The organism is Streptomyces sp. NPDC048338 (assembly GCF_043201055.1).
Lineage (GTDB): Bacteria > Actinomycetota > Actinomycetes > Streptomycetales > Streptomycetaceae > Streptomyces.
In genome coordinates, this window is sequence record NZ_JBICYQ010000008.1 from 101,592 (window position 1) to 125,947 (window position 24,356).

The window sequence follows — 24,356 nt, forward strand, 5'->3', positions numbered from 1 at the left end:
CGTCCCGCCGCCGGGCTTCGCGGTCTACTTCAGAACGAGCGAGGACCACGACTTGATCCACTCGTCACGGTTCTCCGCGATCTTCTCGGGGGCCATGGTCTGCGGCTTGTCGACGACCACGCCGTGCTTGGTGAAGAGCTCGGGCAGGGTGGCGTCCTCTGCCACCGGGTTCACGAACATCTGCAGCGGCATGTCGTCCTGGAACTTCTTGGAGATCAGGAAGTCGATCAGCAGCTTGCCGCCCTCGGGGTTCCTGGCCCCGTCGAGCAGGCCGGCGAACTCGGTCTGCCGGAAGCAGGTGCCGGTGGAGACGCCGGTGGGGGCGGTCTCCGGCTGCGGCTCGGAGTAGAGCACCTCGACGGGCGGGCTGGAGGCGTAGGAGACGACCAGCGGCCGGTCTCCCTTGGCCTTCCGGCCGCCCGCGGAGCCGGAGAACTCCTGGTTGTAGGCGAGCTCCCAGCTGTCGACGGTCTTGACGCCGTTGGCCTTGAGCTTGGACCAGTAGTCCTGCCAGCCCTGGTCGCCGTACTGGGCGGCGGTGCCGAGCAGGAAGCCGAGGCCCGGGGAGGAGCGCTCGGGGTTCTCGACGACGAGCAGGTCCTTGTAGGCGGGCTTCGCCAGGTCGTCGAAGGTCTGCGGGGGCGCGAGCTTCTTGTCGGCGAAGTACTCCTTGTCGTAGTTGACGCAGATGTCGCCGGAGTCGATCGGGGTGACCCGGTTCTCCTTGTCGAGGCGGAGCGCGGCCGGGACCCGGTCCAGGCCCTTCGCCTCGTAGGGGACGAAGATGCCGTTGTCGAGGGCGCGGGACAGCAGGGTGTTGTCGACGCCGAAGAAGACGTCGCCCTGCGGGCTGCCCTTGGTGAGGATCTCCTTGTTGACGGCCTCGCCGGCGTCGCCGCTCTTGACGACCTGGACCTTGAGGCCGGTCTGGCGGGTGAACTCCGCCAGGACCTCCTTGGAGGCGTTGAAGGAGTCGTGGCTGACGAGCTTCACCGTCTTGGGGGTGCTCGCGGTGTCCTTGCCGTCGGACCCGCCGCAGGCGGCGAGGGTGGTGACGCCGAGCGCGGCGACGAGCGCCGCGGCGGCCATCTTCTTGGTGCTCACTGGATTTCCTCCTGGGTGTGACCAGGAAGAGACGCGGCCCCACCCGCCCGGCCATGGAGTTCCATGGCCGCGCGGGCAGGGCGCAACAGCTCGAGTAACGACCGAACTTCCTACCCAGAATGACCTGGGCGAGGTTCAGAGGGTCTGCGGCCTGACGGTGCCGCACTCTCAGCGCTGTGGCGCTCCCCTGTCGGAATATGCATCTGTGTTCGAGCTCAGGCTACAAGGTCAGCGCTCCGCCGCCGCAAGCTGTCCACAGGCGCCGTCGATCTCCTGGCCACGGGTGTCACGGACGGTGACGGGGACGCCGTGGGACGCGATGGCCTCGACGAACGCCTTCTCGTCCTCGGGCCGGGACGCGGTCCACTTGGATCCGGGCGTCGGGTTCAGCGGGATGAGGTTGACGTGCACCCGCTTGCCCTTGAGGAGCCGGCCGAGCAGGTCGCCCCGCCAGGCCTGGTCGTTGATGTCCCGGATGAGGGCGTACTCGATGGAGATCCGGCGGCCGGACTTCTCCGCGTACTCCCAGGCGGCGTCGAGGACCTCGCGGACCTTCCAGCGGGTGTTGACGGGCACCAGCGTGTCGCGCAGTTCGTCGTCGGGGGCGTGCAGCGAGACGGCGAGACGGCACTTGAAGCCCTCGTCGGCGAACCGCAGCATCGCCGGCACGAGGCCGACGGTGGACACGGTGATGCCGCGCTGCGAGAGCCCGAGGCCGTCCGGCTCGGGGTCGGTGAGGCGGCGGATGGAGCCGACGACGCGCTTGTAGTTCGCGAGCGGCTCGCCCATGCCCATGAAGACGATGTTGGACAGCCGCGCGGGCCCGCCGGGCACCTCGCCGTCACGCAGCGCGCGCATGCCGTCGACGATCTGGTGCACGATCTCGGCGGTCGACAGGTTCCGGTCGAGGCCGGCCTGCCCGGTCGCGCAGAACGGGCAGTTCATCCCGCAGCCGGCCTGCGAGGAGATGCACATGGTGACCCGGTCCGGGTAGCGCATGAGCACGGACTCGACGAGGGTGCCGTCGTGCAGCCGCCACAGCGTCTTGCGGGTGGTGTCGTCGTCGCACGAGATGTGCCGGACCACGGACATCAGGTCGGGCAGCAGCTCCCCCTGCAGCTTCTCGCGGGAGGCCGCCGGGATGTCGGTCCACTCGGCGGGGTCGTGGGCGTACCGCGCGAAGTAGTGCGTGGACAGCTGCTTGGCGCGAAACGGCTTCTCACCGATCGCGGCGACGGCTTCCTTGCGCTCGGCGGGCGTGAGGTCGGCGAGGTGCCGCGGCGGCTTCTTGGCTCCGCGCGGGGCGACGAAAGTGAGTTCTCCGGGCTTGGGCATGGTGCTACCAGTGTCGCAGACGCGGGCACGTGGCCCGGGGCGGAAGCCTGGGGTGGCGGTCGTCCGGGAGCGTTCCTGGTCGCCTTTGGGCACCCCATCGCGGACGAGGACCTGGCCGGCATGCCGCTGCCGACCGCTCAGCGGGCGATCTTTCCGACCAGGATGAACTCGTTGTACGGGAAGACCTTGCCGACGTTCCGCGGGAAGGGGAACGAGTAGGTGCGGTCGACGGTCAGACCGATCTTCTCCGCGTGGCCGCGCAGCCCGTCGAAGTCGACGAAGCGGACGTGGGTGGCGTCGGTCTTGTAGCCGGCCTCCTGGGGACAGATGAGGACCACGGAGCCGCCCGGCTTCACCAGCGGCAGGTACTGCTCCAGGACCGAGTTCCCCAGCGCCTCGTCCATGTGCTCCAGGACATGGGCGCACAGCAGGCTGTCGAAGGAGCCGGGGCCGCAGTCGGGCGCCTCGAAGAGCTCTTCGGAGGTGTAGGCGGTGAGCCCCCGCTCACGGCACGTCCGGACGGACGTGGCGTTGTGGTCGACGCCGACGCTGTCCGGTCCGCAGTTCAGCAGGTTGCGGCCGATGCCGCACCCGACGTCCAGCACACGGCCCAGACCGAGACGCTTCAGGTTCCACCGGTACGGGGCCTGGGTCGGCAGAAGCCGCTTGATTCCCGAGTTCTCCAGGCGGGCGAGGCGCTTGGTGTAGTCGGAGGACTCCGTACCGGACATCTGGCGACCACCTTTTCTTGACCGGGGGCTGGTGCGGCAGGAGAGAGCCTCTGGCCGATGGACGACATCCTAAGGTTGCGCGCCATCTCGGCCATGCATGATCAACACGCATGGGAGGTTGGGCGCCGCGTCATGCGACACCACGCTTCAGGTTGCCCAGAGCGCACGGGAAGTGCGCCTCGCGTCACCGGCCCTCTTCACCCCGAGCCACCGAGCCGGTTGTGACTTGAGGCACATCGAACCGCTTTTAACTGAGCGTTTATTCCGAAATGTCCCGCCCTGGATATTCGAACTGGACATCCTTTTGGCCTCAGCAGAAGATGTGGCGTTATCGAAAGCTAGGGAACTCTTCATGCAACGCGGTTTCGCGCTGCGATGGTCGCATGGCACCGTCGCCGAGCTGCTCACCGGTCGCCGCAACAGCCTCGGACTCCTCAGGCTCGTCCTGGCCTCGGCAGTGGTCGTCTCTCACGCCAGGATCCTGGGCTACGGCGGCAAGGAGTACCTGCACTCCTTCAGCGGAGGGCAGACCGACCTCGGCAAGCTCTCGGTCTACGGCTTCTTCGTACTGTCCGGGATCCTGGTGACCCGCAGCGGCATGCGACTGCCTCTCGGCCGCTTCCTCTGGCACCGCGCGCTCCGGATCTTCCCCGGCTTCTGGATGTGCCTGATCGTGGCAGGCTTCGCCATCGCCCCGGTCCTGTACTGGAAGCTCCATTCCACACTGGACGGCTTCAACGGGACGCACGGTCCACTCGACTACCTGACGGCGAACTGGGCTGTCGCGACCAACCAGTACGACATATCCGGCGTCATGACCGATGCCCAGTCAGCCGGCCTCGTGCACAACGGTGCGTTCAACGGTGCGCTGTGGAGCCTTCGCTACGAGTTCCTGTGCTATATCGCCGTCGCCACCTTGGCAGTGGTCGGTGTCCTGACCCGCGCCCGACGTGCGGTCGTCCTCGTCGCCATGGCCCTCGGCCTGACGGTCGTCAGCCAGGCCGGCACGGACGCCTTCTGGGCCGGCCCCTACGACGCACACCTCCTGCACAACTTCCAGCTCCCGCCGTTCGGACAGATCAACCCCTCCTTCCTGGTCTACCTCGGCTTCGCCTTCGCCCTCGGCGCGGTCATCGAGCTCTACAAGGAGCGCATCCCGGTAAGCGACCCCCTGGGTCTCGCCTCCTTCGCCGTACTCGTGGGCAGCCTCCACTACGGCTACCTGTTCACCGTGGGCATCCCCGCGTTCGCCTACCTGCTCGTGTGGCTCGCGATACGCCTGCCAGCCGCTTTCCGCCGCGTCGGCGCGAAGCACGACTACTCGTACGGCATCTACATCTACGGCTTCCTCGTCCAACAGACTCTCGCGCTACTCGGCTACACCCGCTGGGGCCTCGCCGCCTACCTCGCCCTGACCTTCGCCTGCACCATCCTCATCGCCGTACTCTCCTGGCACCTGGTCGAACGCCCCGCCATGAAGCTCAAGGACCTGCGCCTCAGGAAGGACGACCACTCCGACCACGGCGCATCCACGACAATCATCGAGGCGCCCCCTGCGACCGAGCGGGCCCATGCGGGCTCCTCAGGCCGGCGACCGTGATCAGCTCGGTCGCGGGTCGGTGAGGTCTCCTCTTCTCGGGCGCCCCGGGCAGGGCGTGGCGGGGCGGAAGCCCGGGTTGCCGGCGGTCACGCCTTCCGCGTCGCGTCGATCTCGGCGATGAGGCCCTCGATGAGGGTCCTGATCTCGTCGCGGATGGGGCGGACGGCGTCGACGCCCTGGCCGGCCGGGTCCTCCAGGGCCCAGTCGAGGTACTTCTTGCCGGGGAAGATCGGGCAGGCGTCGCCGCAGCCCATGGTGATGACGTAGTCGGACGCCTGGACCGCCTCGGTGGTGAGGACCTTCGGCTGCCGGTCGGAGATGTCGACGCCCACCTCGGCCATGGCCTCGACGGCGGCCGGGTTGACCCGGTCGCCCGGGATCGAGCCGGCGGAGCGGACCTCGATCCGGTCCCCGGCGAGGTGGTCCAGGAATCCGGCGGCCATCTGGGAGCGGCCCGCGTTGTGGACGCAGACGAAGAGCACGGAGGCGAGCGGAGCAGTCATCGGTTCATCCTCGGGGGACGGCGCGGTCGCGGCGGGAAGCGCCGACCGGGCAGGCAACGAGATCAGCCAGGGCTGGCATCAGCCCGAAGTGATGTGACAGTATCAGCCCATGCTGACGTCAGTCGATACTGATCTGATCCGGGTCCTGGGCGATCCCCTGCGCCTCCAGATCGTGACCCTGCTCGCCCGCGAGACGCTGTGCACCACCCACCTCGTGGAAGAGACCGGCGCCAAGCAGACCAACCTCTCGAACCACCTGAAGGTGCTGCGCGAGGCCGGGGTGGTGGAGACCGAACCGTGCGGCCGGTTCACCTACTACCGGCTCAAGCCCGACGTCATCGACGCGCTCGCGGGGCAGTTCGCCGCCCTCGCCGAGACCGCGCGCACCCACGCCGACACCAAGAGAGCCTGCCCGTAGCCTCTCGCCCCACCTGCCGAGGAGACCCCCGCCCGTGACCGCCACCGAGCCCGCAGTGAGCGACGCCATAGCCACCGACGCGTCGCCGCAGCCGGCGTCGGGCGCCGCCGCGCCCCGCACGCCGCTCGTCGCACGTGCCGCCGCCGAGCTCGTCGGCACCGCGGCCCTGGTGGCGATCGTCGTCGGTTCCGGCATCCAGGCCACCCGGCTCACCGACGATGTCGCGCTGCAGCTGCTCGCGAACTCCACCGCCACGGTCTTCGGCCTCGGCGTCCTGATCGCCCTGCTGGGGCCGGTCTCCGGCGCCCACTTCAATCCGGCCGTCACCCTGGCCGAGTGGTGGACCGCCCGCCGCGGCGGCACCGGGGTCGACGCGCGCGAACTCGCCGCCTACGTCCCCGCCCAGGTCGTGGGCGCGATCGCGGGCGCGGTACTGGCGGACGCGATGTTCGGCGAGCCGCTCGTGAAGTGGTCCACGCACGACCGCTCGGCAGGGAACCTGCTGCTCGGCGAGGTCGTGGCGACGGCCGGCCTGATCCTGCTGATCTTCGGCCTGGCCCGTACCGACCGGCTTCGCTTCGCACCCGTCGCGGTCGCCTCGTACATCGGCGCCGCCTACTGGTTCACGTCGTCCACGTCCTTCGCGAACCCCGCGGTGACGATCGGCCGGGCCTTCACCGACACCTTCGCCGGCATCGCCCCCGCCTCCGTCCCCGCCTTCATCGGCGCGCAGCTGATCGGCGCCGTCGTGGGCCTGGCCCTGGTCGCGGTGATCTTCGTACGCGGCACCACGGACACCGACTGACACACGTCGCGGATGCGAGGGAGCTCGGCGGCGGCCGGGCGGAGCTCGCCACCGGTCACCTGGCGCCAGGCGATGCGGGCGGTCCCAGGAGCGGGTACGGCGACGTCCGGGGCCTCAGGCCTCGGCGGCCTTGGTGAGCAGCTGTCCCATCGCGGCGAGGACGGCGGGCTCGACACGGTAGTACACCCAGGTCCCTCGCCGTTCGGAGGAGAGCAGGCCGGCTTCCTTCAGCTTCTTCAGGTGGTGGGAGACCGTGGGCTGGGAGACTCCGACGTCGGAGATGTCGCAGACGCAGGCCTCACCACCCTCGTGCGAGGCGACCGCGGAGAAGAGCCGCAGCCGGACGGGATCGCCCAGGGCCTTGAACATGGCCGCGGTCCGCTCGGCCTCCTCCGCCGTCAGCGGGCGCTCGTTCAGCGGCGGGCAGCAGGGCTCGACCTCGGGCTCCAGCAGCGGCAGCACCTTCACATTCGACATATGTCTATGTTGACACATGTCGAACCAAGCTCCTAGGGCGCAGCGAGCACGGAGCCCTCGCGCGGGCTCTCCGGTCGACGCGTACGGCCCGGCCGGCTCGCCGCTCACGATCGTCGCGCACTCGACGCGCCCCACTCGCCCACCCTCAAAATCGATGAACGTCTATGTTGACGCCCATCGATACAGGTGCCATTCTGGAGACGCAAGAGATCGACAGACGTCGAAACACAAGGGGATCGCCATGAACGCCACCGCCACCGAGCAGCTGCCCGTCGTGGTCATCGGAGCCGGCCCGGCCGGGCTGGCCGCCGCCGCCCATCTGGTCGACCGCGGTCTGGAGCCGCTGGTCCTCGAGGCCGGTGCGCAGGCGGGCGCGGCGGTGCGCGAGTGGGCGCACGTACGGCTGTTCTCGACCTGGGGCGAGGTCACCGACCAGGTGGCCGAGAAGCTGCTCGCCCCCACCGGCTGGGTGAAGCCGGAAGCGGACACCTACCCGACGGGCGGCGACTGGGCCGAGAAGTACCTCCAGCCTCTCGCCGATGTCCTCGGGGACAGGGTTCGCGTCGGGGCCCGGGTCACCGGCGTCTCCCGCGTCGGCCGCGACAGGATCGTCGACGCCGACCGCGACACCCAGCCGTTCACGGTGCACGTCGTCCACGCCGACGGCCGTGAGGAGAGGATCCTCGCCCGCGCCGTCGTCGACGCCTCCGGCACGTGGACCATCCCGAGTCCGGCCGGCGGCGACGGACTCCCGGCGCTGGGCGAGCGTGCGGCCGCCGACCGCGTCTCGTACCGCGTCCCGGACCTCAAGGACCCCGCCGCACGGGCACGTCACGCCGGAAAGCGCACCGCCGTCATCGGCTCCGGAGCCTCCGCCTTCACCGCCCTGGCCTCCCTCTCCGAGCTCGCGAAGGCCGACGACGGAACCGGGACGCACGCCACCTGGATCCTGCGCCGGGGCATCTCCGGATCCACCTTCGGCGGCGGCACCGCCGACCAGCTCCCCGCCCGCGGCGCCCTCGGCCTCGCCGCGAAGGCCGCCGTCGACGAGGGCCACGCGGACGCCGTCACCGGCTTCCGCACCCAGGCGATCGAACGCGCCGGCGAGCAGCTCGTCCTGGTCTCCGAGGACGGCCACCGCCTCGACCCGGTCGACGAGGTCATCGTCCTCACCGGCTTCCGCCCCGACCTCACCTTCCTCGACGAACTCCGCCTCGGCCTCGACGAGCGCCTCCAGGCCCCCGTCGAGCTCGCGCCGCTGATCGACCCGAACCAGCACTCCTGCGGCACGGTCTACCCGCACGGCGTGAACGAGCTCTCCCACCCGGAGCCCGGCGTGTACCTGGTCGGCATGAAGTCCTACGGCCGCGCCCCGACCTTCCTCGCCCTCACCGGCTACGAGCAGGTCCGCTCCGTCGCCGCCGCGATCGCCGGCGACCACGAGTCCGCCGAGCGCGTCGAACTCGTCCTGCCCGAGACCGGAGTCTGCGGCGGCGCCGGCCTCTTCGACCAGCCGCAGACCGAGGAGACGGCCGACGGCGGCGGCTGCTGCGCCCCCGCTCCCGCTCTCATCCGGATCGGCGCCGACGCCCCGGCCGCCTCCGGCGGCTGCTGACCCGCACGGATCACCCACTCACAGCAGGAGGACCGCCATGTCCCGTGTACAGCTCGCCCTCCGCGTACCCGACCTGTCGGCGTCCGTCGCCTTCTACACCAAGCTCTTCGGTACCGAGCCGGCCAAGCTCCGCGACGGCTACGCCAACTTCGCCGTCACCGAGCCCCCGCTCAAGCTCGTCCTCATCGAGGGCGCCGACGGCGACGACACCCGCCTGGACCACCTCGGCGTGGAGGTCGACAGCACCGACGCCGTCCACGCCGCCACCGCCAGGCTGGCCCAGGGGGGCCTCGCCACCACCGAGGAGAACGACACCACCTGCTGCTACGCCCTCCAGGACAAGGTGTGGGTGCACGGCCCCGGCCGCGAACCCTGGGAGGTGTACGTCGTCAAGGCCGACGCAGACACCCTTGCCAAGCAGCCGGCCGGCACGTGTTGTGCCGGCCCGGAAGGCGCCGGGACCGAGGAGCGTGCACCGGTCGCTGCAGGCGGATGTTGCTGATCCCACGATGACGGAACTCCACACCCGCGGGGCCTCGACCGGAGCAGGGGACCGGTCGAGGCCCCGCGCCGTCCTGCCCGCGCTGTGCGCCACTCAGATCACCGGCTGGGGAATCGTCTACTACGCCTTCCCCGTCCTGAATCCCCAGATCACCGCCGACACGGGCTGGTCCACCAGCACCACCATGGCCGCCTTCTCGCTCGCCCTGGTCATCTCCGGCCTCGCCGGCATCCGCGTCGGCCGCATCATCGACCACCACGGCCCCCGCACGGTCATGACCACGGGCTCCGCCGCAGGTGTCGTGAGCCTGGTCATCGTGGCCCTCGCTCCCAACGCGCCGGTCTTCTTCGCCGGTTGGATGCTCGCCGGACTCGCCATGTCCGCCACCTTCTACCAGCCCGCCTTCGCCGCCATCACCCGCTGGTGGGCCCCCGGCCACGTCCGCGCCCTCACCATCGTCACCCTCGCCGGCGGACTCGCCTCCACCGTCTTCGCACCCCTCACCGCCGCCCTCGCCGATCACTTGTCCTGGCGCGCCACCTACCTCGTCCTCGCCGCGATCCTCGCGGCCGTCACGATCCCCGCCCACGCCCTCGCCCTGCGAGCCCCCTGGCCCCCGGCCCCGCCCGCGCCCGACCACACCGACGACACCCCGAGGACAGTCGTCCGCAGCCGCCCCTTCCTCCTGCTCACGCTCGCGTTCACCCTCTCGGCGTTCGCGATGTACGCCGTCGTCGTCACCCTCGTCCCGCTCCTGATCGCACGCGGCTACAGCACCACCCAGGCCGCCTGGGCCCTCGGCCTCGGCGGCGCCGGCCAGACCCTCGGCCGTGCCCTCTACGCCCCGCTCACCCGCCACACCGGAACGACCACCCGCACCGTCGTCCTCATCACGCTCGGCGCCCTGACCACCGCGGCCCTCGCCGCCGTCCCCGGCCCCTACGGCCTGCTCATCGCCGCGTCGGTCGCGGCGGGCGTGGTCCGCGGCAACCTCACCCTCCTCCAGGCCACCGCCGTCACCGACCGCTGGGGCACGCGGCACTACGGCCGGCTCTCCGCGATCCTCGGTGCACCCGCCATGACCGCCGCCGCCCTCGCCCCCTTCGCCGCCGCCCTCATCGCCCCGCGCATCGGCGGCATCCCCCAGCTCTTCCACCTGCTCGCCGCACTCGCGCTGGCAGCCGCCCTCGCCGCCGCCACCGTCCGGGGAACGGGCACCGGCGGTTCCCCGGAGCAGGTTCGCCTCTGACGGCGGCCGGCCCGGGCGGCCCCGTACCGTCCTGCCCGGGGCGGAAGCGGGCAGCGGGTGGGCGCCGCCGGACGTCACGGACGGTCTCCGGGCCCTCAGGGCCCTCGGACCGGTCACCGAGTGAGGCGGCCCTGTCCACGAGCCGCGATTCGGCACGAGCCCCTACCTCCGATAATCGACACACCATCAGTAACAGGGGGAGCAGCCGTGTCGATCACCAGAGCCATAGCCAGGACTCACCCGACCATCGCCCGGGCGCTGGCGCGCGAACGGCTGCGGGAGCGACGAGCCTGCCGAGCGGCGGGCGAGCAGGCCCTCACCCACCTGGATCTCGCCCTCACAGGCCTGGGGCTCGCCACCGACGGCCTGCCGCACACCCGCTTCGGCCTCGTCGCCTGGTTCTCGGTCCCCGGCGACCGCGGAGTCCGCTCGTTCGGGGCGGGCGCCGTCGCCGGCTTCCTGACCACCACCCTGCTCACGCAGTGGCTGTTTCCTCTGGAGATCGACGCACTGCGCCCGGTCGTCTCCGACCGGTTCGCCGACCAGGCGCTCCTCGCGTTGAAGTACCAGAGCGTGTCCGACCTCCTGCGACACCATGGCGCGCCCATCGCCCCCATCGTGACGGCCCTCCTGATCATGCTGGTCACGATGCTCGCCGTCGGCTCGGCCCTCGGCTACCCGCTCGTCGCGGGGTTCCGCCGTCGCCGCCCCGACTTTCCCTACGCACTCCTGGGCAGCACGGCACGCGCCCTCAGCCTGTGCGCGATCCTCTACGCCTCGGAACCCGCCGACCGGCACCGGACGATGCGCGAGCTCGACAGCCGCTCCCGCCGGATCGAGGAGAAGGTGCTCAGCGCCTACCGCGACTCCCGCCTCATCCCCCGCCGATCACACCGCATCGCGCCCGCCCGGCAGCACGCCCGGCACGTCGCCGCGGCCCTCAGGCAACAACTCGCCCAGATCGACGTCGACCCCCGCCAAGGGGCCCGCCAGTACGCCGCGATGGTCGCCGAGATCGGGGAACGCTACGCCCAGGGCAGGCTGAGCGGCCTCCTGCCCGAGGAGAAGCTCGCCGGCGTCACACCGCCTTCCCCGGCCCTGACCGCCTTCCGCGAGACACTCCACATCGCCGGCGGAATCGCCGCCGCGGTCCTCGCCGCCATCGCCACCGCGGCGCTCCTGCCTCGACTCGGCTTCGTCCCCGATGACCTCCGCCCCTGGCTGGTCGCGGGCGTCGCCGCCGTCGCCGGCATCCTCACCGCGGGCTGGCACCGCGTGGCCCGCCTCGTACCGCTCCTCGGCCCCTGAGAGGGCACCGTCCGGCCCGCTCCCGCCAGGTTCCTCGACATGAAGATCGGGGAGCTGGTGGCGGCGGGCCGCCGATCCGACGCTCGGCCCGAAGGAGGCCGGCAGGCTCGACGAGACGATGGCCCTGATCACCGGGACGGCCGGTTCCTGACGCGCCCGTGACGCCTCCGCTCAGGTCGTGGGGGCTCGGGGCTGGGTGCGGGGGATGCGGGAGGTGAAGAAGAGCGCCACGAGGGAGGCGCCGGCGAGGATCGCGAGGGCGGCCCGCAGGCCGTCGAGCCGGGCGGCCTCGTTCGCGTCCAGGGCCGCCTGGGACACCTCCGGGCTGGTGCCCGCCTCGTCGAGGGCCGCAGTCAGCTGGGCGTCCGAGAGGAACGGGACGCCGCTCTGCAGCTCGACGACGGCCTGGCTCTTGACCTGCTCCGGGATCGCCTCGTTCCGCTCCACCGAGCTGAGGAACGAGGCGGTGAGCGCGGCGATCATCAGTGAGCCGGCCAGGGCCGTGCCGATCGAGGCGCCGAGGTTGGTGACGGCGTTCTGGATCCCGCCGACCTCCGCGCTCTGCCGGTCGGGCACCGCGGACACCGTGACCGAACCGAGCTGGGACGCCAGGGCGCCCATCCCGAGTCCGATCAGCAGCAGCGGGATGGTGACGATCTCCGCGCCGGCGTCCGCGTCCAGCGCCGCCATCAGGACGATCGCGCCGGCGAACAGCGCCAGCACGCCGAGCCGCACCACGCGCCGCGGCGACACGTCGGGGAGGAAGCGGGGGATCAGGACGGCGGCGCCCAGCAGAGTGAGCGACAGGGGCAGGATCCGCGCGCCGGTCTGGAGCGCGGACAGGCCGAGGGCGACGGACAGGTAGAGCGGGACGACGAAGAAGACGCCCATCTGCACCAGGTACTGGAAGAAGAACATCGTCAGGCCGCCGGTGAGCTGCCTGTTCCGCAGCATGGCCGGGTCGACCAGGGGCTCCCGGCCGTTCCTGACGAGCCGGGTCTCCCAGCGCAGGAACAGGTACACCAGCAGCAGGCCCGCCATCATCAGCCACACGACCATGGACACCCCGAGCCAGGCGGGGGCGTCGGGCTTGGGCTGGACCCAGCCCCATTCGTCGGAGCGCAGCACGCCGTAGACGAAGATTCCCAGTCCCAGGGCGGACAGCAGTGCACCGACGAGGTCGATCCGCGGGTGTGCGTCGTCGACGGCGTCGGCGATGCGGCGGGCGAACACCAGGATGACGAGCACCACCAGGACCTCGCCGGCGAAGACCCAGCGCCAGGAGAAGTACGTCGTGGCGACGCCGCCGATCAGCGGGCCGAGCGCGATGGCCACGGCTCCCGCCGCCGCGACGATGCCGTACGCGGCGGCCCGCCGCTCGGTGGCGAAGTTGCCGGCGACCAGCGCCACGATCGAGGGCAGGATGAGCGCCGCCCCGAGGCCTTCGAGAAGTGCCCAGCCGAGCAGCAGCACGGTCAGGTTCGGCGCGAGTGCCGTGGTGAGCGAACCGCAGCCGTAGACGAAGCAGCCGATCATGAAGGCCCGCCGGCGGCCGATCAGCACGCCGACCTTGCCGCCGGGGATCATGAACATCGCCATCACCAGCGTGTAGGCGGTGATGGCGCCCTGGATCCCGGTCACCGTCGTGCCCACGTCCTCGGCCACGGTCGCGATCGAGACGTTCATGACGGAGCTGTCGAGCGCCATCAGGAACTGGCCCGCCGCGAGCGTCAGCAGGACGAGACGGGCCCCAGCGGGTGCGCCGTCGGCGCCTGCCTTGGATGCCATGACCGCATTGTCCCCACGCACCCCGGTTTCGGCTCGGTGACCGCACTCCCCCGCGGCCGGCCCGGACCGGTGTCCGCTCCCACGGGGCCCGCCGCGGGGCGCCGGGGACATGCGAAGGGCCCGCCGTCCCGGAGGACGACGGGCCCTTCGGCCACACGTGTAAGGATCAGGTCGAACCGACGAAGATCACGAACAGCAGCCACACGACCGGGGCCGTCGGCAGCAGCGAGTCCAGCCGGTCCATGATCCCGCCGTGCCCCGGCAGCAGGGTGCCCATGTCCTTGATGCCCAGGTCGCGCTTGATCATCGACTCGCCGAGGTCGCCGAGCGTCGCACTCGCCGCCACCGCGAGACCCAGCAGCAGACCCTGCCACCAGGCACCCCCGTCGATCATGAACTCCATGCACAGCGCACCGGCCGCCATCGCGAACGCCACCGCCCCGAACAGGCCCTCACGGGTCTTTCCGGGACTGATCCTCGGCGCCAGCTTGTGCTTGCCGAAGCGCCAGCCGATCGCGTACGCCCCGGTGTCGCTGACGACCGTCAGGACCAGGAACGTCAGCACCCGCTGCGGGCCGTCGTCGGCGGTGAGCATCAGCGCCACGAACGTCGCCAGGAACGGCACGTAGAACGCCGCGAAGACACCCGCCGTGACGTCCTTCAGGTAACCCTCGGGGGGCTCCGTCATCCGCCACACGAGCACCGCGAGAGCCGTCAGGGCCATGGCGACCCAGGCACCCTCCGGCCCCCGCACGTACCCGGCCACGACCATCGCCGCGCCGCCGACCGCGAGCGGGACGAGCGGCGCCTTGATGCCCTTGCGCTCCTGGAGGCGGGAGGTGAGCTCCCACAGTCCGACGACGACGGCGACCGTTATGACGCCGACGAACGCGGCCTTCCAGATGAACAGCGACGCGATGATGACGGCGCCGAGCCCGACGCCGACCCCTATGGCCGCACCCAGGTCTCGCCCCGCGCTCTTCTTCTGCGGGGGCTTCGGAGCCGTAGCAGGCTGGTGCGGGCTGGGCATGGGCTCCTGCGGCTTCTCGTCACGGGACGGGTTCTCGTCACGGAACAGGGGACCGCTCAGGCGAGCGGCCCCCCGGTCGTCATCCTGGTCTCCGGCGGCCGGAACGTCGGGCACGATGGGCATGCGCCGAGTCTGCGCCGCGTTCTGCCCATCGAAGGGGGGACCCGCCGGATGGGGCCCCTGGTCGGGTCCCCAGTAGCCGGTGCCGGCCGGGGCCCCCCAGGAAGAGTCGTTCATCAGACCTCGAGCAGCTCGGCTTCCTTGTGCTTGAGCAGCTCGTCCACCTGCGCGACGTACTTCGCGGTGGTGTCGTCGAGCTCCTTCTCGCCCCGACGGCCCTCGTCCTCGCCGACCTCGCCGTCCTTGACCAGCTTGTCGATGGTCTCCTTGGCCTTGCGGCGCACGGAACGGATCGAGATCTTCGAGTCCTCGGCCTTGCCCTTGGCGACCTTGATGTACTCGCGGCGGCGCTCCTCGGTGAGCTCCGGGAACACCACACGGATGATGTTGCCGTCGTTGCTCGGGTTGACGCCGAGGTCCGAGTCACGGATCGCCTGCTCGATGTTGCGCAGCGCGCTCTTGTCGAACGGGGTCACCACGGCCATGCGCGGCTCGGGCACCGAGAAGGACGCCAGCTGATTGATCGGCGTGATCGCACCGTAGTAGTCGGCCACGATCTTGTTGAACATCGCCGGGTGCGCACGGCCGGTGCGGATCGCGGCGAAGTCCTCCTTGGCGACCACGACGGCCTTCTCCATCTTCTCCTCGGCCTCGAGGAGGGTCTCTTCGATCACCACTTGCTCCTGCGTGTCGTCGCGTCTTGTCCTGCACGGTGTACGACCGGCAGGGCTCTGTCCATCCCCTCGCGGGGTGGTACCCGGTTCAGGCTCAGGCCCGGGTGCCCTGGTCGCTCACGAGAGTGCCGATCTTCTCACCCTTCACCGCGCGCGCGATATTGCCCTCGGCGAGCAGTTCGAAGACGAGGATCGGCAGGGTGTTGTCACGGCACAGGGTGATGGCGGTGGCGTCGGCGACCTTGAGGTCGCGGGAGAGCACCTCGCCGTACTCCAGCGCGTCGAACTTGACCGCGTCGGGGTTGGTCTTCGGGTCCGAGTCGTAGACCCCGTCGACGCCGTTCTTGCCCATCAGCAGGGCCTCGGCGTCGATCTCCAGGGCACGCTGCGCGGCCGTGGTGTCGGTGGAGAAGTACGGCATGCCCATGCCCGCACCGAAGATGACCACGCGGCCCTTCTCCAGGTGGCGCACGGCACGCAGCGGGATGTACGGCTCCGCGACCTGGCCCATGGTGATGGCGGTCTGGACGCGGGAGTCGATGCCTTCCTTCTCCAGGAAGTCCTGGAGGGCGAGGCAGTTCATGACGGTGCCGAGCATGCCCATGTAGTCGGAGCGCGCCCGGTCCATGCCGCGCACCTGCAGCTCTGCGCCGCGGAAGAAGTTTCCGCCGCCGATCACGACCGCGATCTCCGCACCGTCGCGGACGACCGCGGCGATCTCGCGCGCGATTTTGTGCACGACGTCGGGGTCGACGCCGAGTGCGCCGCCGCCGGCGAATGCCTCACCGGACAGCTTCAGCATGAAGCGTCCGGCCTTTTTGCCGTGGATGTCGTCGCCCTGTGCGGCGCCCTGGTTCATGGAGATCTCCTCGTGCACATACGACGAAGGCCATTGCCGGTGGGTCCTTGCGGTTTCCCCTACGGCAATGGCCTCCTCGTCAGATCTGCGGTCGTCCTACGCGAACGCGGACAACCGCTTCAGACCCTACCGGGGTCCGGCGTCCGTTGCGTACGGACTCAGATGCCGACCTTGATACGCGTGAAGCGCTTCAGGGTGACACCGGCCTCGTCCAGGATCTGCTGGACGGACTTCTTGTTGTCCAGCGCGTACGGCTGGCCGAGCAGCGTGGCGTCCTTGAAGAAGCCGTTGACGCGACCCTCGACGATCTTCGGGAGCGCGGCCTCGGGCTTGCCCTCGGCGCGGGTGGTCTCCTCGGCGACGCGACGCTCGGTCTCGACGACCTCGGCCGGAACGTCCTCACGGGTGAGGTACTTCGGCGCGAAGGCGGCGATGTGCTGCGCGACACCCTTGGCGATCTCGGCGTTCTCCTTGTCGAACTCGACGAGGACACCGATCTGCGGCGGGAGGTCGGGCATGGTGCGGTGCATGTAGGCCGAGACGAAGCCGTCGGCGTACTGCGCGAAGCGGTCCAGGACGATCTTCTCGCCGAGGTTGGCGTTGGCCTCGTCGACGTACGCCTGGACGGTCTTGCCGGGCTCGATCTCGGACGCGAGCAGCGCCTCGAGGTCGGCCGGGGAGGTGGCGGCGACGTGCGCGGCGAGCGCGTTGGCGACGGCCTGGAACTTGTCGCCCTTGGCGACGAAGTCCGTCTCGCACTTCAGCTCGACGAGGACACCGGAGGTGTTGTCGTCGGCGATGACGGAGACGACCGCGCCGTTCTCGGCGGAACGGCCCTCGCGCTTGGCGACGCCCTTCTGGCCCTTGATGCGCAGGGCCTCGACGGCCTTGTCGACGTTGCCCTCGGCCTCGTCCAGCGCCTTCTTGCAGTCCATCATGCCGGCGCCGGTGAGCTCACGGAGCTTCTTGACGTCAGCGGCGGTGTAGTTCGCCATGAGTCTGAGTTTCTCTCTCGAAGTCTGAAAGATCTACGGGTGGACGGCGGGGGCGACTCGCCCCCGCCGTCGACATCCGAAACAACCGGACCTGTGAAGGTCAGGCCGTGGGTCAGGCCTGCTCGCCCTCGGCGGCCGGGGCCTCAGCGGCCGGAGCCTCGGCGGCGGGCGCCTCAGCGGCCGGAGCCTCGGCAGCCGGAGCCTCGGCCGGCTTCTCGGCGGACTCGTCCGAGTCGGCCTTCTTCTCGCCCTCGAGCAGGTCGCGCTCCCACTCGGCGAGGGGCTCGCCGGCGGCCTTCTCGCCCGGCTTCGAGTCGCCGGTCGCGGCGCCGGAACGGGCGATGAGGCCCTCGGCGACGGCGTCGGCGATCACGCGGGTGAGCAGGGTGACGGAGCGGATCGCGTCGTCGTTGCCCGGGATCTTGTAGTCGACCTCGTCGGGGTCGCAGTTGGTGTCGAGGATCGCGACGACCGGGATGTGGAGCTTGCGCGCCTCACCGACGGCGATGTGCTCCTTCTTGGTGTCGACGATCCAGACGGCGCTCGGCACCTTCTGCATCTCGCGGATACCACCGAGGGTCTTCTCCAGCTTGGCCTTCTCGCGGGAGAGGACCAGGAGCTCCTTCTTGGTGAGGCCGGACGCGGCCACATCCTCGAAGTCGATCTGCTCGAGCTCCTTGAGGCGCTGCAGACGCTTGTAGACGGTGGAGAAGTTGGTGAGCATGCCACCGAGCCAACGCTGGTTGACGTACGGCATGCCGACGCGCGTCGCCTGCTCGGCGATGGCCTCCTGGGCCTGCTTCTTCGTACCCACGAACATGATGGAGCCGCCGTGCGCGACGGTCTCCTTGACGAACTCGTAGGCGCGGTCGATGTACGACAGCGACTGGAGCAGGTCGATGATGTAGATGCCGTTGCGCTCGGTGAAGATGAAGCGCTTCATCTTCGGGTTCCAGCGACGGGTCTGGTGACCGAAGTGGACGCCGCTCTCCAGCAGCTCCCGCATCGTGACGACGGCCATGGCCGTATCTCCTTGGGTTTCTCGGTTATGTCCTGACGCCCCGGCGCGCCGTGCCACGAAGGACCGAAAGGCGCTGCCACGACCGGTGAAGGTGGTGGCGGGGCGTGCGAAGTCGACCCGGTGACCCGGGTCGCCATAGAAAGTGTACGGGACCCGGGGGGTGCCAGGTGACGGCACTGTCCACAACCGGCCGGTAGTCCACAGATATCCGCCATGATCCCCACGAATCCCCCCGCCACGAGACCGTTTCCCCATGCACCTCACGACATGGATCCTCACGCTCGCCCTCACGTGGCCCGTCGGCCCCGCACCCCCGGACGTGCTCCGCGGCTGGGAACCACCCGCCGGGCCGTACGCCCCGGGCCACCGCGGCGTCGACCTCGCCGCACCCCCGGGCACCGACATCCGCGCGACCACGCCCGGCCTGGTCACCTTCGCGGGCCCCGTCGCCGGCCGCGGCGTCCTCACGATCACCCTGCCCGGCAGCGGCGACCCGCCCCTGCGCACCACCTACGAACCCGTGACACCCCTCGTCACCCGCGGCGACACCGTCACCCGCGGCCAGGTGGTGGCCACGGTCGCGACCCCACCCCCGGACACGGCACCGCACTGCCCACGGTCCTGCCTGCACTGGGGCCTGCTGAGAGGCGACACCTACCTGAACCCCCTGCTCCTGCTCCATCGGCCCGCGACGCGCCTCCTGCCGGTCACCGGGGTGCCCTAGGGAGCGCAACAGACCAGGGCGACGGGCGACGACTGCGCGGCGCGAGACAGGGCCGCGCGCGAGCACAACCGAAGGGGCGGGGACGGGGAGGGAGGGGCGGGGGCGGGGGGGCGGGAGGGGAGGGCCCCGGAAGGGTGGGTCAGCCGCGGACGCCGCGGAGCGCCATCGTGACCGCCGCCTCGGTGATCCGTTCCGGGTCCTCGGCGGCGCCGAGTTCGATGCGGCGGACGGCCGCGTCGACGACGCCCTGGAGGAGCATCGCGCCGAGGCGGGGCTGGTCCTGGCCGAGGTCGCCGAGGGCTTCGACGATCATGGCGACGAGTCCGCCGTGTGCGGCGCGGATCTTCTCGCGGGCTCCGTCGTCCAGCTCGCTCACCGAGATCGCGACGACGGCCCGGTGGCGGCGGTCCCCGACGAGCTCCAGCTGCTTGCGGACGTAGGCCTCGACCTTGCCCTCGGGGTTCGCGGCGCCGGCCATGGCGGCTTCGACCTCCGCCGCCCAGACGGGGAAGTCGACGGCGCACAGCTCTTCGACGACGGCGGCGCGGGAGCGGAAGTACTCGTACACCGAGGAGCGGGCGAGGCCCGTGCGCTCGGCGAGGGCGGGGAAGGTCAGCGCCTCCGTACCGCCTTCGGACAGCAGGGATCGCGCGGCGTCCAGCAGGGCGCCTCGCTGCATCGTCCGGTGCTCGGCCACACTGGCCGCTCGAATCCTGGGCACGGCTCCACTGTACGACCGGCCCTCCGGAGTCAGCGCCCCACATCGGCCAGCTTGGCGCGGAGCTGCAGGACGGACTTGGTGTGGATCTGGCTGACGCGGCTCTCGGTGACGCCGAGGACGTGGCCGATCTCGGCGAGGGTGAGCCCCTCGTAGTAGTAGAGCGTGACGACGGTCTTCTCCCGCTCGGGGAGGGTGTTGATGGCGCGGGCGAGGAGTCTTCGCAGTTCGCGGTCCTCGGCGACCTCGACCGGGTTGTCGGCGGCGGTGTCCTCGAGGGTGTCCATGAGGGACAGGCGGTCGCCGCCCTCGCCGCCGACGTGCAGGAGCTCTTCGAGGGCGACGACGTTCGCCAGGGACAACTGGCTGAAAACGGTGTGCAGTTCCTCAAGGGTGATGTCCATCTCCGCGGCGACCTCGCTCTCGGAGGGCGTGCGGCGGAGCTGGGCTTCGAGGGTGGCGTAGGCGCGCTCCACGTTGCGGGCCTTCTGGCGTACGGAGCGGGGGATCCAGTCGAGGGCACGTAGTTCGTCGATCATCGCGCCGCGGATGCGGGTGATGGCGTAGGTCTCGAACTTGATCGCCCGTTCGACGTCGAACTTCTCGATGGCGTCGATGAGTCCGAAGACTCCGGAGGACACGAAGTCGGCCTGTTCGACGTTGGACGGCAGACCGACGCTGACGCGGCCGGCGACGTACTTGACCAGGGGCGAGTAGTGCAGGATCAGCTGTTCGCGCAGTCGCTCGTCGCCCGTGTCCTTGTACGACCGCCACAGCTCGTCGAGCGATGTCGGTGCGGGCGGTCGCACGGTGCCCCGGGCTGCTGGGGGCACCGCAGCGCGGTCAGACCCGGAGGTGTGCTGGGGCATGCGTTGCCTTGAGCCGTTCTGCCGTGGAGTGATTCTGGCTGTGTGTCCGGTGGGGAATCCTGGTGAGCGTAGCGTGACTGGACTGTTGCGGTGAGCGAACCTCTGCGGATCGCACCGGTCCGGGGGGACGCGCTCGCCCACATCTTCGAACCCGGGCCGTGGCGCGTACCGGCCCCTCGGATGCGGCCGACAGAACTCGTTTGTTCATCGGCATCACCTTTTCACCCGAATGCTCCAGGTCAAGTACCGCCTCGCCGGGCGTTCGGCCGCTCTCTGGCGTGGGTCGTCAACTTCCATTCGTCCGTGTGTCGTTCGACGAACCCGAGGGAGTGGAGTTCGTACAGCCGGGCGAGGGTGTCGTCGGGTGAGGTGCCGGCTCGGCGGGCGATCTCGGTGGCGGGGGTGGCGTGGCGGGCGGGGAGGGCTTCCAGGACGCGGGTGCAGCCGGGGTCGAGGAGGTCTCGGGGAAGGACGGGGCCGCGTCGTTCGGGGGCGAGTTCGCCCATGTCGCCGATGAGTTCGACGATGTCGTGGACGTCGGTGACGAGGGTGGCGTCGGTGCGCAGGAGTTCGTGGACGCCTGCGGAGAGGCCGCTGCTGACGGGGCCGGGGACGCCCATGGTGTGGCGGCCGAGGCGTTGGGCGGCGCGGGCGGTGACGAGGGAGCCGCTGCGGTGTTCGGCTTCGACGACGACGGTGCCGCGGGTGAGGGCGGCGATGACGCGGTTGCGGAGGATGAAGCGGCTGGGGGTGGGGTGGCTGCCGGGTGGGAGTTCGCCGATGACCAGGCCCTGTTCGGTGATGCGCCGGATGAGGCCGGCGTGGCCGCGCGGGTAGGGGGTGTCGACGCCGCAGGCGAGGACGGCGACGGTGGCGCCTCGGGCGGCGAGTGCTCCTCGGTGGGCGGCGCCGTCGATGCCGTAGGCGGCTCCGGAGACGACGACCCAGCCGCGTTCGGCGAGGTCGGAGGCGAGGGTGGTGGCGGTGTGGGCTCCGTAGGGCGTGCAGGCGCGGGCGCCGACGAGGGCGACGGAGCGCAGGGCCCAGGTGCGGAGGTCGGCTCGGCCGTGGATCCAGAGGCCGATGGGCCGGGTGTCGCCGAGGTCGTCGAGTTGCCGGGGCCATTCGGTGTCGCCGGGGATGACGAGTCGGCCGCCGTGGGCGTGGATGGTGTCGAGGTCGCGCTCTGGTCGGGCGTCGGCGGCGCGTCGTCGCCAGCCGTCGACGCGTCTGTCGCTGGTGCCGGGAAACGGTGTCGTGCCGGGGAAGGGCGCCGTCTCGATGGCTGGGGGTGGGGCGGAGGAGTGCGCGGCACGGGGTGGGCGCGCGGCACCGGGCGGGGCGCTGGGTGGGGGTGGGGTGTCCGGGGTGTCCGGGGTGTTTGTGGTGTGAGGGGCGTGGATGCGCTGGAGGAAGCCGGTGGCTCCGTATCGGCGGATCCAGCGTCCGGCGTGTTCGTCGCCGGGTTCGACGATGCGGGTCAGGGCTGCGCGGGCGAGGCGTTCCTCGGGGGTGTTCACGGCCGGGCTCCTGTCGTGGCGGGGACGCCTCGGGCGATACCGGTGCGCAGTTCGAGGGCGAGGTCGACGTCCTGGGTGTCGGGGCGGTCGTGTCCGGCGAGGTCGGCGACGGTCCAGGCGACGCGCAGGACGCGGTCGAGGCCGCGGGCGGTGAGGAGTCCGCGGTCGATGTCCCGTTCGGCGGTGGCGAGGGCGCCGGGGTGGACGAGGTAGCGGGTCCGCAGTTCGTGTCCGGGGATTTCGCTGTTGACGGTCCAGGGGGTGCCGGCGAGGCGGGCGGTGGCGCGGGCGCGGGCTTCTCGGACGCGGTCGCCGACGGTGGCGGTGGTCTCGGCGCGGCCGGCTTGGGCGAGGAGGTCGGAGCGGGTGACGGGTTGGGCTTCGACGCGCAGGTCGATGCGGTCGAGGAGGGGGCCGGAGAGTCGTGCCTGGTAGCGGCGGATGAGGGAGGCGGGGCATTCGCAGCCGGTGCCGTGGAGGCTGTGGCGGCCGCAGGGGCAGGGGTTGGCGGCGAGGGCGAGGAGGAAGCGGGCGGGGAGTCGGACGACGCCGGCGGCGCGGGCGACGACGACGTGTCCGGATTCGAGGGGCTGGCGGAGTGCGTCGAGGGCTTTTGCGGAGAACTCGGGGGCTTCGTCGAGGAAGAGGACGCCGCGGTGGGCGAGGGAGACGGCGCCGGGGCGTGGGAGTCCGTTGCCGCCGCCGACGAGGGACTGCATGGTCGCGGAGTGGTGGGGGGCGCAGTAGGGCGCGCGTCGGACGAGGGGTTCGCCGGGCGGGAGGATGCCGGCGACGGAGTGGACGGCGGTGACTTCGAGGGACTCGTGGCGGGTGAGTGGGGGCAGGATGCCGGGGAGGCGTTCGGCGAGCATGGTCTTGCCCGCGCCGGGTGGGCCGGAGAGCAGCAGGTGGTGGCTGCCTGCGGCGGCGACTTCGAGGGCTCGGCGGGCGGTGTGCTGTCCGGCGACGTCGGCGAGGTCGGGTCCGTCGGCGGGGTCGGCGGCGAGGCCGGTGCCGATGCCGGCTCCGGGGACGAGGAGTCCGGCGAGCATGGCGTCGGGGCGGCCGTCCTCGGGTGGTTCTTCCGTGGGGACGGGTTCGTCGGTGAGGACGGCGATGAGCTGGCGGAGGCTGCGGACGCCGAGGACGGAGACTCCGGGTACGAGTGCGGCTTCGCCGGCGGTCTGTTCGGGCACGACGACCTGCTGGTAGCCGGCTTCGGCGGCGGCGAGGACGGCGGGGAGGACTCCGCGGACGGGGCGGACGCGTCCGTCGAGTCCGAGTTCTCCGATGAGGACGAGGTCGGCGATGACGCGGGGGTCGATGCGTTCGGCGGCGCCGAGGACGGCGGCGGCGACGGCGAGGTCGAATCCGCTGCCTCCTTTCGGGACGGAGGCGGGGCTGAGTCCGACGGTGAGTTTCTTCTGGGGCCATTCGGCGTCGGAGTTGACGATGGCGGCGCGGACGCGGTCGCGGCTTTCGCTGAGGCTCTTGTCGGGGAGTCCGACGAGGGTGAAGGCGGCGACTCCGGCTTCGAGGTCGGCCTGGACTTCGACGACGACGCCTTCGACGCCGACGAGGGCGACGGAGCAGGTGCGGGCGAAGCCCATCAGGCCACCCCCTGGGCGTGGGTGATCTCGGGGGCGCCGTGGCGGGGCAGGATGATGCCGATGAGGTCGATGCGGATGCCGCCGGGGGGTGGTGCTCCGCCGTGGCGGTCGAGCCAGCAGGCGGCGAGGCGTTTGAGCCGGTCGGCCTTGGTGGGGGTGACGGCGGCCATGGGGTGCTCGTAGGTGCCGTCGCGGCGGGTCTTGACCTCGCAGACGACGACGGTGTCGCCGTCCTGGGCGACGATGTCGATCTCTCCGGTGCGTCCGCAGCGCCAGTTGCGGGCGAGGACGGTCATGCCGGTCTCGGTGAGCCGGCGGGCGGCGAGGTCTTCTCCGTAGCGGCCGAGTGCCGTGGTTGCGTTCATCGGTACCACCTCCGGCACCGACTGTGACGGGTGGCGACCTCGCGTGTGCGGCGCTGTGGACGGTGGGCGGTCTGTGGAGAACCGCCTCACTCGTGGGGGTGGTTTCCGGCAGCGTCCCGGCCTGGCGAAGGCGGGCTTCGGGCGGCCGTCGGCCGTGGCGGAGGGTGCGTGCGTTCCGAGCCAGGGGGCGGAAGCGGGGCCCTCTCGGCGCCGCCCGCCGGGTGGACCAGGCGCGTCCGGTCCCGTTCCGCCGGGCACCGCCGTCCTGGCCCGCCGGGCACCCGGTCCCGGTCCGCCGGGCACCAGCCCCTGCCCGCCAGGCCTCGGGCCCGGACCTCGGGCCCGGAACCGCCGGGCGCCCGGAAGCGCCGCGCCCCCGCCGAACCGCCGAACCGCCGAACCACCGGGCCTCCCGC

Annotated in this window: 24 protein-coding genes and 1 riboswitch; of the genes, 8 read left to right on the top strand and 16 right to left on the bottom strand. The window is 71.0% G+C overall.

The window, feature by feature from the left end; all coding sequences use genetic code 11:
• Nucleotides 1-24: 24 nt before the first annotated feature.
• The 3 genes from ACGFZF_RS19745 to ACGFZF_RS19755 all read right to left on the bottom strand — a co-directional run bounded on the left by ACGFZF_RS19745 (nt 25) and on the right by ACGFZF_RS19755 (nt 3,170).
• Nucleotides 25-1,089, bottom strand: a complete 1,065-nt coding sequence (locus ACGFZF_RS19745; RefSeq protein ID WP_393556195.1) for a thiamine ABC transporter substrate binding subunit — start codon at nt 1,087-1,089, stop codon at nt 25-27.
• Between the two features lie 104 nt (nt 1,090-1,193).
• Nucleotides 1,194-1,303, bottom strand: a riboswitch (TPP riboswitch).
• Nucleotides 1,304-1,332: 29 nt separating this feature from the next.
• Complete coding sequence (gene rlmN / locus ACGFZF_RS19750; RefSeq protein ID WP_147979919.1) at nt 1,333-2,439, bottom strand: 23S rRNA (adenine(2503)-C(2))-methyltransferase RlmN; 1,107 nt, start codon at nt 2,437-2,439, stop codon at nt 1,333-1,335.
• Nucleotides 2,440-2,576: 137 nt separating this feature from the next.
• Nucleotides 2,577-3,170 (bottom strand): class I SAM-dependent methyltransferase, encoded by a 594-nt coding sequence (locus ACGFZF_RS19755; RefSeq protein WP_393555767.1) that lies wholly within the window; start codon nt 3,168-3,170, stop codon nt 2,577-2,579.
• Nucleotides 3,171-3,522: 352 nt separating this feature from the next.
• Here ACGFZF_RS19755 and ACGFZF_RS19760 point away from each other — a divergent pair, with 352 nt between their 5' ends.
• Entirely contained in the window at nt 3,523-4,770 is a 1,248-nt protein-coding gene (locus ACGFZF_RS19760) for an acyltransferase family protein (RefSeq protein ID WP_393555769.1), read from the top strand.
• A gap of 86 nt (nt 4,771-4,856) precedes the next feature.
• Here ACGFZF_RS19760 and ACGFZF_RS19765 read toward each other — a convergent pair whose 3' ends face one another.
• Nucleotides 4,857-5,273 (bottom strand): arsenate reductase ArsC, encoded by a 417-nt coding sequence (locus tag ACGFZF_RS19765; RefSeq protein WP_393555771.1) that lies wholly within the window; start codon nt 5,271-5,273, stop codon nt 4,857-4,859.
• Nucleotides 5,274-5,382: 109 nt separating this feature from the next.
• On the opposite strand from ACGFZF_RS19765, the gene ACGFZF_RS19770 reads away from it, so the two are divergent.
• The gene (locus ACGFZF_RS19770; protein WP_393555773.1) at nt 5,383-5,691 is read left to right on the top strand and encodes an ArsR/SmtB family transcription factor; all 309 of its coding nucleotides are present in this window, start codon (nt 5,383-5,385) and stop codon (nt 5,689-5,691) included.
• Nucleotides 5,692-5,725: 34 nt separating this feature from the next.
• Nucleotides 5,726-6,496, top strand: coding sequence for an aquaporin (locus ACGFZF_RS19775; protein WP_393555775.1), 771 nt, complete (start codon nt 5,726-5,728; stop codon nt 6,494-6,496).
• Nucleotides 6,497-6,610: 114 nt separating this feature from the next.
• On the opposite strand, the gene ACGFZF_RS19780 is transcribed toward ACGFZF_RS19775, so the two are convergent.
• Nucleotides 6,611-6,973, bottom strand: a complete 363-nt coding sequence (locus ACGFZF_RS19780) for a metalloregulator ArsR/SmtB family transcription factor (RefSeq protein WP_356604479.1) — start codon at nt 6,971-6,973, stop codon at nt 6,611-6,613.
• 241 nt (nt 6,974-7,214) lie between these two features.
• Between ACGFZF_RS19780 and ACGFZF_RS19785 the strand changes: the two genes are divergently transcribed.
• The 4 genes from ACGFZF_RS19785 (at nt 7,215) to ACGFZF_RS19800 (ending at nt 11,647) form a co-directional block, all read left to right on the top strand.
• Nucleotides 7,215-8,588, top strand: coding sequence for an NAD(P)-binding domain-containing protein (locus tag ACGFZF_RS19785; RefSeq protein ID WP_393555777.1), 1,374 nt, complete (start codon nt 7,215-7,217; stop codon nt 8,586-8,588).
• A gap of 37 nt (nt 8,589-8,625) precedes the next feature.
• A complete protein-coding gene (locus ACGFZF_RS19790) occupies nt 8,626-9,090 on the top strand; it encodes an ArsI/CadI family heavy metal resistance metalloenzyme (RefSeq protein ID WP_393555779.1) in 465 nt (154 codons plus the stop codon).
• 7 nt (nt 9,091-9,097) lie between these two features.
• The gene (locus ACGFZF_RS19795) at nt 9,098-10,339 is read left to right on the top strand and encodes an MFS transporter (protein ID WP_393555781.1); all 1,242 of its coding nucleotides are present in this window, start codon (nt 9,098-9,100) and stop codon (nt 10,337-10,339) included.
• Between the two features lie 207 nt (nt 10,340-10,546).
• Nucleotides 10,547-11,647 (top strand): hypothetical protein, encoded by a 1,101-nt coding sequence (locus tag ACGFZF_RS19800; RefSeq protein WP_393555783.1) that lies wholly within the window; start codon nt 10,547-10,549, stop codon nt 11,645-11,647.
• Between the two features lie 171 nt (nt 11,648-11,818).
• Here the strand turns inward: ACGFZF_RS19800 and ACGFZF_RS19805 are convergent, their stop codons facing one another.
• The 6 genes from ACGFZF_RS19805 to rpsB form a co-directional block, all read right to left on the bottom strand.
• Nucleotides 11,819-13,435: an MFS transporter gene (locus ACGFZF_RS19805; RefSeq protein ID WP_393555785.1), complete on the bottom strand. Its 1,617-nt coding sequence runs from the start codon at nt 13,433-13,435 to the stop codon at nt 11,819-11,821.
• A 166-nt stretch (nt 13,436-13,601) separates the two neighbouring features.
• Entirely contained in the window at nt 13,602-14,702 is a 1,101-nt protein-coding gene (locus ACGFZF_RS19810; RefSeq protein ID WP_393555787.1) for a phosphatidate cytidylyltransferase, read from the bottom strand.
• Nucleotides 14,702-15,259, bottom strand: coding sequence for a ribosome recycling factor (gene frr, locus ACGFZF_RS19815; RefSeq protein ID WP_158990977.1), 558 nt, complete (start codon nt 15,257-15,259; stop codon nt 14,702-14,704). The genes ACGFZF_RS19810 and frr overlap by 1 nt, the downstream gene beginning before the upstream one ends.
• 94 nt (nt 15,260-15,353) lie before the next feature.
• Nucleotides 15,354-16,118 carry a UMP kinase gene (gene pyrH / locus ACGFZF_RS19820; RefSeq protein ID WP_147979912.1) on the bottom strand — a complete coding sequence of 255 codons (765 nt, stop codon included), beginning with the start codon at nt 16,116-16,118 and terminating at the stop codon, nt 15,354-15,356.
• 158 nt (nt 16,119-16,276) lie between these two features.
• A complete protein-coding gene (gene tsf, locus ACGFZF_RS19825; RefSeq protein ID WP_393555790.1) occupies nt 16,277-17,113 on the bottom strand; it encodes a translation elongation factor Ts in 837 nt (278 codons plus the stop codon).
• Nucleotides 17,114-17,225: 112 nt separating this feature from the next.
• On the bottom strand, nt 17,226-18,134 hold the full coding sequence (gene rpsB / locus ACGFZF_RS19830; RefSeq protein WP_356775273.1) for a 30S ribosomal protein S2: 909 nt from the start codon (nt 18,132-18,134) through the stop codon (nt 17,226-17,228).
• 253 nt (nt 18,135-18,387) lie between these two features.
• On the opposite strand from rpsB, the gene ACGFZF_RS19835 reads away from it, so the two are divergent.
• On the top strand, nt 18,388-18,858 hold the full coding sequence (locus ACGFZF_RS19835) for a murein hydrolase activator EnvC family protein (protein ID WP_393555793.1): 471 nt from the start codon (nt 18,388-18,390) through the stop codon (nt 18,856-18,858).
• A gap of 139 nt (nt 18,859-18,997) precedes the next feature.
• Here ACGFZF_RS19835 and ACGFZF_RS19840 read toward each other — a convergent pair whose 3' ends face one another.
• The 5 genes from ACGFZF_RS19840 to ACGFZF_RS19860 all read right to left on the bottom strand — a co-directional run bounded on the left by ACGFZF_RS19840 (nt 18,998) and on the right by ACGFZF_RS19860 (nt 23,940).
• The gene (locus tag ACGFZF_RS19840; RefSeq protein ID WP_393556197.1) at nt 18,998-19,555 is read right to left on the bottom strand and encodes a TetR/AcrR family transcriptional regulator; all 558 of its coding nucleotides are present in this window, start codon (nt 19,553-19,555) and stop codon (nt 18,998-19,000) included.
• A 53-nt stretch (nt 19,556-19,608) separates the two neighbouring features.
• Entirely contained in the window at nt 19,609-20,445 is an 837-nt protein-coding gene (whiG, locus tag ACGFZF_RS19845) for an RNA polymerase sigma factor WhiG (RefSeq protein WP_393555795.1), read from the bottom strand.
• A 239-nt stretch (nt 20,446-20,684) separates the two neighbouring features.
• Nucleotides 20,685-21,965, bottom strand: a complete 1,281-nt coding sequence (gene dprA, locus ACGFZF_RS19850) for a DNA-processing protein DprA (protein WP_393555797.1) — start codon at nt 21,963-21,965, stop codon at nt 20,685-20,687.
• Nucleotides 21,962-23,575: a YifB family Mg chelatase-like AAA ATPase gene (locus tag ACGFZF_RS19855; protein ID WP_393555799.1), complete on the bottom strand. Its 1,614-nt coding sequence runs from the start codon at nt 23,573-23,575 to the stop codon at nt 21,962-21,964. Before ACGFZF_RS19855 ends, dprA begins: the two co-directional genes overlap by 4 nt.
• On the bottom strand, nt 23,575-23,940 hold the full coding sequence (locus tag ACGFZF_RS19860; protein WP_356604504.1) for a YraN family protein: 366 nt from the start codon (nt 23,938-23,940) through the stop codon (nt 23,575-23,577). Before ACGFZF_RS19860 ends, ACGFZF_RS19855 begins: the two co-directional genes overlap by 1 nt.
• Between the last annotated feature and the right edge of the window lie 416 nt (nt 23,941-24,356).

Bases quoted from the DNA above. Each gene is read 5' to 3' on its own strand.
- ACGFZF_RS19745 (WP_393556195.1), bottom strand. From the start codon at position 1,089: ATGGCCGCCGCGGCGCTCGTCGCCGCGCTCGGCGTCACCACCCTCGCC.
- rlmN (WP_147979919.1), bottom strand. From the start codon at position 2,439: ATGCCCAAGCCCGGAGAACTCACTTTCGTCGCCCCGCGCGGAGCCAAG.
- ACGFZF_RS19755 (WP_393555767.1), bottom strand. From the start codon at position 3,170: ATGTCCGGTACGGAGTCCTCCGACTACACCAAGCGCCTCGCCCGCCTG.
- ACGFZF_RS19760 (WP_393555769.1), top strand. From the start codon at position 3,523: ATGCAACGCGGTTTCGCGCTGCGATGGTCGCATGGCACCGTCGCCGAG.
- ACGFZF_RS19765 (WP_393555771.1), bottom strand. From the start codon at position 5,273: ATGACTGCTCCGCTCGCCTCCGTGCTCTTCGTCTGCGTCCACAACGCG.
- ACGFZF_RS19770 (WP_393555773.1), top strand. From the start codon at position 5,383: ATGCTGACGTCAGTCGATACTGATCTGATCCGGGTCCTGGGCGATCCC.
- ACGFZF_RS19780 (WP_356604479.1), bottom strand. From the start codon at position 6,973: ATGTCGAATGTGAAGGTGCTGCCGCTGCTGGAGCCCGAGGTCGAGCCC.
- ACGFZF_RS19785 (WP_393555777.1), top strand. From the start codon at position 7,215: ATGAACGCCACCGCCACCGAGCAGCTGCCCGTCGTGGTCATCGGAGCC.
- ACGFZF_RS19790 (WP_393555779.1), top strand. From the start codon at position 8,626: ATGTCCCGTGTACAGCTCGCCCTCCGCGTACCCGACCTGTCGGCGTCC.
- ACGFZF_RS19795 (WP_393555781.1), top strand. From the start codon at position 9,098: ATGACGGAACTCCACACCCGCGGGGCCTCGACCGGAGCAGGGGACCGG.
- ACGFZF_RS19805 (WP_393555785.1), bottom strand. From the start codon at position 13,435: ATGGCATCCAAGGCAGGCGCCGACGGCGCACCCGCTGGGGCCCGTCTC.
- ACGFZF_RS19810 (WP_393555787.1), bottom strand. From the start codon at position 14,702: ATGAACGACTCTTCCTGGGGGGCCCCGGCCGGCACCGGCTACTGGGGA.
- pyrH (WP_147979912.1), bottom strand. From the start codon at position 16,118: ATGAACCAGGGCGCCGCACAGGGCGACGACATCCACGGCAAAAAGGCC.
- tsf (WP_393555790.1), bottom strand. From the start codon at position 17,113: ATGGCGAACTACACCGCCGCTGACGTCAAGAAGCTCCGTGAGCTCACC.
- rpsB (WP_356775273.1), bottom strand. From the start codon at position 18,134: ATGGCCGTCGTCACGATGCGGGAGCTGCTGGAGAGCGGCGTCCACTTC.
- ACGFZF_RS19835 (WP_393555793.1), top strand. From the start codon at position 18,388: ATGCACCTCACGACATGGATCCTCACGCTCGCCCTCACGTGGCCCGTC.
- whiG (WP_393555795.1), bottom strand. From the start codon at position 20,445: ATGCCCCAGCACACCTCCGGGTCTGACCGCGCTGCGGTGCCCCCAGCA.
- ACGFZF_RS19855 (WP_393555799.1), bottom strand. From the start codon at position 23,575: ATGGGCTTCGCCCGCACCTGCTCCGTCGCCCTCGTCGGCGTCGAAGGC.
- ACGFZF_RS19860 (WP_356604504.1), bottom strand. From the start codon at position 23,940: ATGAACGCAACCACGGCACTCGGCCGCTACGGAGAAGACCTCGCCGCC.